The organism is Nonomuraea lactucae, from assembly GCF_003313395.1.
Lineage (GTDB): Bacteria > Actinomycetota > Actinomycetes > Streptosporangiales > Streptosporangiaceae > Nonomuraea > Nonomuraea lactucae.
This window is the reverse complement of record NZ_QNFZ01000807.1, coordinates 1-5,299: the sequence shown is the minus strand read 5'-3', so window position 1 is coordinate 5,299 and position 5,299 is coordinate 1. Positions and strand designations below refer to the sequence as shown.

Sequence of the window (5,299 nt, the reverse complement as noted above, 5' to 3'; positions counted from 1 at the left end):
GAGACGACGTCGGCGGGCAACCACCCCGATTTTCAGCCCAGAACGGGCCTGCCGTCAGGCAGACCGAAGACTAACCCAGCAAGTCGGTCGCCGTCGCTGCGGGATGGATGCCGCCCCGAGACATGGCGGCGGACGCTGGGGGTGACCAGCCGACGCCTACGCCTGCGAGCTGTCCGTACTGCCCTCGCCGCGCTGAGCCTCTTGCCCTGGGTAGGCCGCCGCCTACGCACCAGGACTGTACGCCTAAATCAAGATCGTGTACGCAGCCGCCATCTATAACTGGGAGTCGCAATCGAGCGGGTCGTCGGCAGGTCCTGTTCGTGCGGCCGCGGGATTCGCCGCTGGGCTCGCACTGGCCGCGCCGGTGGAGTACGACGTGGCGCACGCCGGCGGGTGAGCTGGCATGTCCGGCCCGGGACCTGGCGACGGTGCCGGTGCCGGTGCCGGTGCCGGTGCCGGAATGCGTACCGGTTCGCCGGTTCCGGCTGCTGCTGGCGCTGGACTTCACCGGCTCCGTGGTGGAGGTGCTGCCGCAACCGTTTCACCTGCGGTTCGAGACTGGCGACAAGTTCCGCGAGCATGTCCCGGACTTCCTGGGCGCATGACCGCGGATTGCGGGAACGCGGTGTGCTCGGATGCGCAGACGGCCGATGGGTGCGCTCCAGCCAAGGCCGCCACAGCGTTACGGAGGAAAAGCCGGGAGGCGATCTTCGCCGTCCGGGCCGAGAGCCTGCACCGGTCGAAGATGACCATGAAGGCCCGCAGCGTGCTGATCCACCAGTATGTCCGGGAGGAGTTCGAGTCTCCTGGAGATTTCACACGTGCCGGGCTGAATGGCGGCGACGGCGCGAACCGGTGGGCCGGTTCTGCGCACGTCGCCGCCAGGGCGCCGGTGGCCGCGGGCCGCCACGCCGTGATGTGCGGGGAGATCAGGCTGCCGAACCCGCCGGCTGCCCGGCGCTCTGCACGGCTTCGTGGACGCGCGCGGGAAGCAGGACCGCCGCGGCCATCGTGAGCAGGGCCACGCCGGCGCCGATCGCGAAAGCGACGACGAAGCCTGTAGGACTGTACTCCGTCGCTCCAATCACGGTGGCGCCCACAAGCGAGCCGAGCGCCCCTCCGACGCCCTTGACCACGAAGGCGAGGCCGGACACGCTCGCCCGGCGGTCGGCCGGCGCGGCGGTGACCGCGATGTTGAGCATCTGGGTGAGCGCGACCGCGATGCCGATGCCGACGAGAACCATCGACGTCACGTTCGCCCAGCTGTTCCGGTGACCGACGGTGAGAACGAGCGCGCCCGCGAGGATCGCGCCGGTGCCGATCAGCATGGAGACGCGGGAGCCGACCGCGCGCTCCAGCGCGCCGACGAGTGGAGCGGCAACGACGCCGGCCACACCTAGCGGCAGGAGGTAGAGGCCCGTCGTCGTCGCTGTGCCGCCGAGGCCACCGGCGTCCACGGGCAGCTCGACCAGGATCGGAAGGATGACGAACGCCGCGAACGTGCTGAACCCGATGCCGAACGACACCATGCAGGCCGCGGCGATGGGCGCGGTACGCATGAGCCCCACATCGACCAGAGGCTCAGCGACACGTCGTTCGTGCCCGACGAACCACGCGAGCGCGCCGAGCGCGACGACCGCGGTGATCAGCTGGGGAACACTGCCGAGTCCCCAGAGCTTGCCGCCGGAGATCGCGAGCATCACCCCTCCGAGCCCGATGGCGAGCAGGAAACCACCAAATGCGTCGATCGTTCGGGCCGACGATTCGCGGCCGGCGGTCCGCGGTATGAACAGCGCGGCGATCAGAGCCGGGACGAGGAAGACGAGTGCGATCCAGTAGAGGCCCTGGAACGGCGTCAGCGTGAGGACCGGGCCGGCGATCAGCAGGCCGAGCGCCGTGCTGACGGTCCCGACGGCGATGATCAGTCCGTTTCCCGCTTTGGCCGACTGCGGCGTGAAGAGATCGCTGACCAGCGCCACGGACAGGGGGACAAGCGCGAGTCCGACCCCCTGGAGGCCTTGGCCGATCGTGAACAGGACGACCGACTGGGCGGTTGCCGCGATGACGACGCCAAGCGTCGTGACGGTGAGCACCCCGACCATCACCCAGCGCTTGTCGGCGAGGTCGCTCATCCGGCCCACGAGCGGAGTCGCGACGGCACCGACGAGCAGCAGTGCGGTGAAGGCCCACGCGATGCCGTCCGGCGACGTGCCGAAGAAGGTCATCATGGCGGGGAGAGCGGGCGAGATGGCCGTTTCGAGTGCGCTGTAGCCGAACAAGCCGACCAGCACCGCGGCCAATGTCAGGCCGCGGCGCGGCGGACGACCTGGAGCATCTGACATGACTGGGCCTCCGAGGGGGTAACGAGTCCCACAAAAAAGAGAGATATCTCTCTTTATATGGATGAACCCCAGGCAGTCAACCCATTCGAACGCACCGTTACCTGCCGGAAACCGACCGGCTGGGCGATTCGCGCTCTCGGACTGGATGGCTTCGGCCGGGCTCGCCCGCTCGAATCGCGTGGATCTCTCGCACCGGGCTCGGCTGTGCCGATCGCATCCGGTTCGTCCCCCTCTGCGGGTGTACCGTAGGTCGTCCCGGCGTTCATGCGTGACCGGACGACGAGGGGTCGAGCGGGACGGCGAGGCACGGACGGCGAGACGGCAGGAATTGGGGGGCTCGTTGCCGAAGCGGGATGCCGCCTACATGGCGCGACGTCGAGAGGTGATCCTGGACGCCGCCGCCGCCTGCATCGTCCGTGACGGCCTCGCGGGCTTCTCCACGACGTCGTTGTGTCAGGAAGCGGGAATCAGCACCGGGGCGTTGTACCGGCACTTCGCATCGCGGGAAGACATCCTCATCGGGCTCACCGAGCGGGCGGCGCGAGTACGGCGGCTCCTCCTCGACTCGGCGTCCTTCGCCGGCTTCCGCGCCAGCCTCGTCGCCCTGCTGAAGACGTTCACCACGGACGAGGGACGGTTCCTGGCTCGACTGGATCTGGAGCTGGCCTCCGCCGCGGCCGTCAATGCCGACGTCGCCAAAGCGCTCCAGCCCTTCCTGGTCACCAGGGACTTCGAGACTGCGCTCGTCGAGCTACGAGGCGCGGGCGAGCTCGATCCGGGCACCGAACCCGCGACGCTGGCGAAGCTGCTCACGACGCTGCTGGCCGGTTACGTCTATCTGTTCGCTGTCGGCGATGGCATCGATCTGGACCCGGAGCAGATCGTGGACACGGTCCTCGCCCCATAGGTGTCCGAGAGCCGCCGGTATCGGGTCGTCCGCGGGAGGCCCGGCTCGCGTCGCGCCCTCCCGTCCGTCAGGACCTGCCCGCCGAATGGCGACCGTGCTCGGTGGCCGTCTTCGGGTGGGTCTCCGCCGATTAGTCTCCGCCGAGTACGCCAACGAGCCCACAACGACCGACTGCGATGGACCGCCCCCTTCGAGCGGACCCTGCATGAGGTGGACGCGCAAGCTACTGGCCCGGCGCGACGACAGACCCCGGGTGTCGGACCCCGGGATGTCGCACCCCGGGTGTCGGACCCCGGGTGTCGCACCCCGGGTGTCGCACCCCAGGACGTCGCACCCCACCCCGGGATGTCGCACCCCCGGACGTCGCACCCCGGGATGTCGCACCCCCGGACATCGCACCCCCGGACATCGCACCCCCGGACGTCGCACCCCGGGATGTCGGGCCACGGACGTCGGACCACGGGAGCCGGTGTCACGTGATGCGCACCCCACTACCGGCCGCGAGTGAGGACGGCCAAGCGGCCATCGTGATCGACGACTGCCAGGTCGCCCGACCGGTCCGTGCGGTAGACGTGGGCGCCGAGGCGATGGAGGATCGCCACCGTGGGCTGGGCGGGATGGCCGTAGTCGTTGTCGGCGCCCACGCTGATCAAGGCCGCACGCGGACCCACGGCCGAGAAGAACGCCGGGTCCTGCCGTGGCGAACCGTGATGCGGGACCTTGAGGATGTCGGCCCGAGGCAGTGGGCCGCGCAAGAGGTCTCGCTGGGCCTCCGTTTCGATGTCGCCGCTGAGGAGGGCCGAGCCGGCCCGCCAGCGTACGTGGACGACCACACTGGAGTTGTTGATCGCGCTGCCCTCTCCTTGGCCATTGCTCTGGCCCTTCGTCGGATCGGGGGCGAGGACCGTTACCTCGGACGGGCCGAGTCGCCACCGGGTGCCCGGATGTGCGGTCCATTGAGGAACGCGGCGTCGTGACAGATCGGCGGACAGGCGGGAGGGATGCCGGGTGGCGGTGTGTTGCGGGCTGACGACGACCGCCCCGACGCGCCTGCCCCTGAAGACGCCTGGCAGCCCGTCCACGTGGTCAGCGTGCGGATGCGTGAGGATCAGGAGGGGTACGTCGGTTATCCCCAGCCGCCGCAGGCAGCGGTCCATCATGACAGGGTCGGGTCCGGCGTCGACGACCACGCCCTGCCCGGGGCCTGCCGCGATGACCATGCCGTCGCCCTGGCCCACGTCGCACACCACCATCAGCCATGCCCTGGGCGGCCAGGACGCCGCGATCGGGCGTAGGACGAGCACCGCGACAAGAGCCCCACCGGCTACGGTCAGCACTACGGCCCTCCAGACCCGGCGTCTCAGCACCAGAGCGGCCCCGACCGCAACGAGGGCGAGCAGTCCAAGCCCCGCGAGACCACCCGGCCATGGCACTGTGGCGAGCGGGAGGTTCACGGCCCATCGAGCGACCATGATGATCCACCCCACCGCGTAACCGGCGGGAATGACGAGCACCTGAGCCGCCTCGGGCCAGACCGGGGCGATCAGGGCGGCGGCGAAGCCGAGCAGGGTCGCGGGCGCCACAGCGGGTCCCGCCAGCAGGTTGGCGGGCACGGCGACCAGCGAGAGCTGGCCTGACATCAGCACCAGCACGGGCGTCACGGCGGCCTGCGCGGCAGCGGGCACAGCGACCGCCTCCGCCAGCCACCGGGGCATCCGCAAGCGCCTCCTGCTTCCAACGGCGAGTGTGGCGCGAGTGCTTGGGGGCGGGGCACCGGATTTCGCGGTGAGGGGCCGCGTGGCAGCGGGCTCGGGCGTGGAGGCGGGCTCGGGCGTGGAGGCGGGGGCAAGGGTGGGGAGTACGGACCCGGGGAGCGCGGCGGACCTCGGGAGCGCGACGGACCCCGGCAGCGCGACGGACCCCGGGAGCGGGGACCCCGGGAGCGGAGACACGGGGAGCGGGGACACGGGGAGCGGGGACACGGGGAGCGGGGACACGGGGACTGCGGATATCGGGAGTGCGGACACCGGGAGGGCAAGGGCCGGGAGGG

4 protein-coding genes are annotated in these 5,299 nt (G+C 70.4%); 2 read left to right on the top strand and 2 right to left on the bottom strand.

Annotated elements, in window-relative coordinates; all coding sequences use genetic code 11:
* Positions 1–428: 428 nt before the first annotated feature.
* Entirely contained in the window at positions 429–605 is a 177-nt protein-coding gene (locus DQW85_RS28190) for a hypothetical protein (protein ID WP_205315470.1), read from the top strand.
* 324 nt (positions 606–929) lie between these two features.
* Here the strand turns inward: DQW85_RS28190 and DQW85_RS28180 are convergent, their stop codons facing one another.
* Complete coding sequence (locus tag DQW85_RS28180) at positions 930–2,291, bottom strand: MFS transporter (RefSeq protein ID WP_162795440.1); 1,362 nt, start codon at positions 2,289–2,291, stop codon at positions 930–932.
* Positions 2,292–2,706: 415 nt separating this feature from the next.
* Here DQW85_RS28180 and DQW85_RS44900 point away from each other — a divergent pair, with 415 nt between their 5' ends.
* Positions 2,707–3,249 carry a TetR/AcrR family transcriptional regulator gene (locus DQW85_RS44900; RefSeq protein WP_162795439.1) on the top strand — a complete coding sequence of 181 codons (543 nt, stop codon included), beginning with the start codon at positions 2,707–2,709 and terminating at the stop codon, positions 3,247–3,249.
* A 491-nt stretch (positions 3,250–3,740) separates the two neighbouring features.
* Here the strand turns inward: DQW85_RS44900 and DQW85_RS28165 are convergent, their stop codons facing one another.
* The gene (locus tag DQW85_RS28165; protein WP_113702906.1) at positions 3,741–4,964 is read right to left on the bottom strand and encodes a ComEC/Rec2 family competence protein; all 1,224 of its coding nucleotides are present in this window, start codon (positions 4,962–4,964) and stop codon (positions 3,741–3,743) included.
* Positions 4,965–5,299 lie beyond the last annotated feature (335 nt).